General features: G+C 41.9%; 2 protein-coding genes. Both read right to left on the reverse strand.

Annotated features, from left to right (window positions below; all coding sequences use genetic code 11):
• Positions 1-458: hypothetical protein (locus FTU64_RS16145; RefSeq protein ID WP_180060298.1), on the reverse strand; the 458-nt coding region annotated here is incomplete at its 3' end.
• Between the two features lie 64 nt (positions 459-522).
• Positions 523-2,826: type VI secretion system Vgr family protein (locus FTU64_RS16150; protein ID WP_180060300.1), on the reverse strand; the 2,304-nt coding region annotated here is incomplete at its 5' end.

Below are 2,826 nucleotides of genomic sequence, written 5' to 3' on the forward strand. Positions count from 1 at the left end.
TGTGCATTCAGATGCAAAGACATACGGCGAAGATCGGCCTCTTGAATTTTGCCATTTTCTGGATAGAGCTTTTCAGCCATTAGCCCCAACAAAGGACGCAATGCCATACGTACATGCGCTTCAGCTTTTGGCTCTAAATATAAGCCAATCAGGTTCATGCTCAGCAAAGCAGATTTTTGCACAGCAGCATCACCCTGTTCTTGCTCGGTAGCAAATAATAGTAAGTCCAACACTGCACCTGAAAGTGCAAAAATATTGGCTACAGTAGGGACATTTGCTTTGGCTTTTAACTGCTCTAAACTTGTATTACCACACGCTTTTAAATAATCCTGAATTTGATGGGCTATAAATTTATGATCTTCAGTATGCGTCACACTTTCTAAATTAAAAATTGCCAGTTCTACGGCTGGCTTATTTATTGTCTGTTGTTCTTTTTGAACATTTTGATCAGTTGTCATGTAAAAACCTATTACTCAAATTCTAAATATTTAAAACTGTGTTTGACGCTAGCTTTAGCAAATGCTAACCATTGTTCTTTTTCGGTCGTGTGGTTTCACTGTAAGTGAGGTAAGGACTTGAATATTGTTTCCGGTCCACCCAATCATCGTCACTGGCAAGGACAGGTATCGCTTTTTCTGGTGCAGCTTCCGCTACTTTTATTTCAGGCACTTTAGGCACTGCCACGGGTGCAGCTGTCACATTCGTAGGCGTTGCAGAGCCTTCTCGAATGGTTTCCGTATAAGTCAATGCGCGTGTAGAATAAGAAATTTTACGACCCACAATATCCTTATCAATAGTTGCTTGAGAGTTCTGAACTGCGGCAGCAGTTGACCCAGAAACGATGCCGTTACTCATTCCACTTCCACCTAATACGCTGGATAAGCCTTGTGCACCCTGACCCAAACTTGCCATTTGTGAAGCAGAAAGTCCAAAGTTGAGTTTCGATGAAATTGCAGATAGTGCAGAGTTGCTGACTTGGTCTTTAAATTGATTTAACGCTTGTCCACCAACATCTTTTAATGCATTTTTTCCTATATTTTTTAAAGAATCTGCATTTAAATTGAATAAGTTATCTTTAAGCTGTGAAGTTAAATTTTGCCCCAACGACCCGAGTGCATTCTGAATCAAGTCTGAAGCTCCCGGTACAACGTTTTCTGCCCATTGATAGTCACGCTTAAAATGACTCGCTGAATCCCAAGCACTTCGAGGATCTTTGTCAAACTCAACTTTAGCCGGTCCTGGTGCAATACCCGTTACTTGAGCAAAGCCATTGCCGTCTAATTTTCCTGTAACTTGCTTGCCCAAAGCATCAATCACTTTAAATCCAGTTCCGCTAAAGAAATCTTGACCACCATAGCTCTTAAGCAGTTCTAAAGCCCCTTTCATCGGATTAGAAGCAGGAAGTTGTGCAGACTTGCTAGCACTCGATGCTGGTTTAAATAGATGCTGCCCTGCATTTACTTCAAATTTACCGCCTGTCTTAGCAAAAATTCCCGAGCCATTTAAAGTAATTTGGGAAGAAGCTCCTGTGATCACAATCTCTTTCGGACTGCTAATCTCTATTTTGTCCTCAGTAGAAGAAATCGTAATTCCTTTTTTTGCCAAAATATCCAAAGCATCAGATTGTGCTTGAATTTCAATTTTACTTTGTGCAGCTACGGCTTTAATGCCACCTTGTGCTGCAAATAAACTGACTTTGCCCAGTGCTTGGCCCACAATATTTTTTTGCGTACTCAGGTTAATGCTATCACCGGCAATTTGGTTGATCATGCCTGTTGCTGATAAATGAATATCCTCTGGTGTACTCAGTGCAATACCATCCACTGAGTTAAGTAAAAGAATGGCTTTTTTAAATTTAGCGATATCTTTTTCTATTTCACTGGCAAAAGCTTTTAGCTGTTCAACAGATTCGATTTCATCTGTTTTTTGTTGCTTTGCAATATCACTTAAAGACTTACTATTACTATGACTCGTCTCCAGCTGTGTTCTTGCAATCTCTGCATCTAAATGTTCGCCACTGGCCTTTTCCTGTTTATAAGTCGACACCAATAAACCTTGTCCAGCCCGAACCGCCCCCCATTGATCGGTCCGCAGCTCAAAACCTTCACCCCGACTTTCACTCTCAGCCTTTTCTTTAGGATGACTGAGCTTACCGAGGTTCAGTTGGCTCGCACCATGGCTACTTTGCAACTGCGTACTAATTTGTCCCGTGGTGTCATCAAAGCGTAATTGACCAAATCCCTCTCCCGCCACTTCTTTGGAACGAATCCCTGCTAGCTTTTTGGTATCTGGTAATTGTCCTTTATTGTCAAATTTAGTAGGACTACGCTGCGCTTCATGAATACGACCCACGACAAATGGTCGGTCAATGTTGCCATCAAAGAAATCAACGACAACTATTTCACCAATTCGAGGTAAGAAACGTGCGCCATAACCTTCGCCGGCCCAAGGCGTCAGTACATCGACCCAAGCCGAGTCTGTGTCATTATTATTCGCACCTGCACCGCCATCATGGCCATGATCATCGGAACGGGTAAATAGGAAACGAACTTTTATCCGTCCCCATTCATCAACATGGATTTCTTCACCGGCAGGACCCACAACTTTGGCACGTTGGGGATGTGTTACTGGTCGATGTGTAAGTGGATTAAATTCAGGAACGGTCGTAATATTTCGACGTTGCAAAGCCAAGGTATTGGCTTGGCGTTCATCCGCATCGCTTTGTTTGACTTGCCACTGACTTTGATGGATTAACTGTGTAACTTGATCGGTTAAGTCTTTGGGTAAATTATTTTGGTTATAAAAAGACTTAGATAAAATCAAAAA

Source organism: Acinetobacter sp. YH12128 (genome assembly GCF_013418655.1).
Classification (GTDB): domain Bacteria; phylum Pseudomonadota; class Gammaproteobacteria; order Pseudomonadales; family Moraxellaceae; genus Acinetobacter; species Acinetobacter amyesii.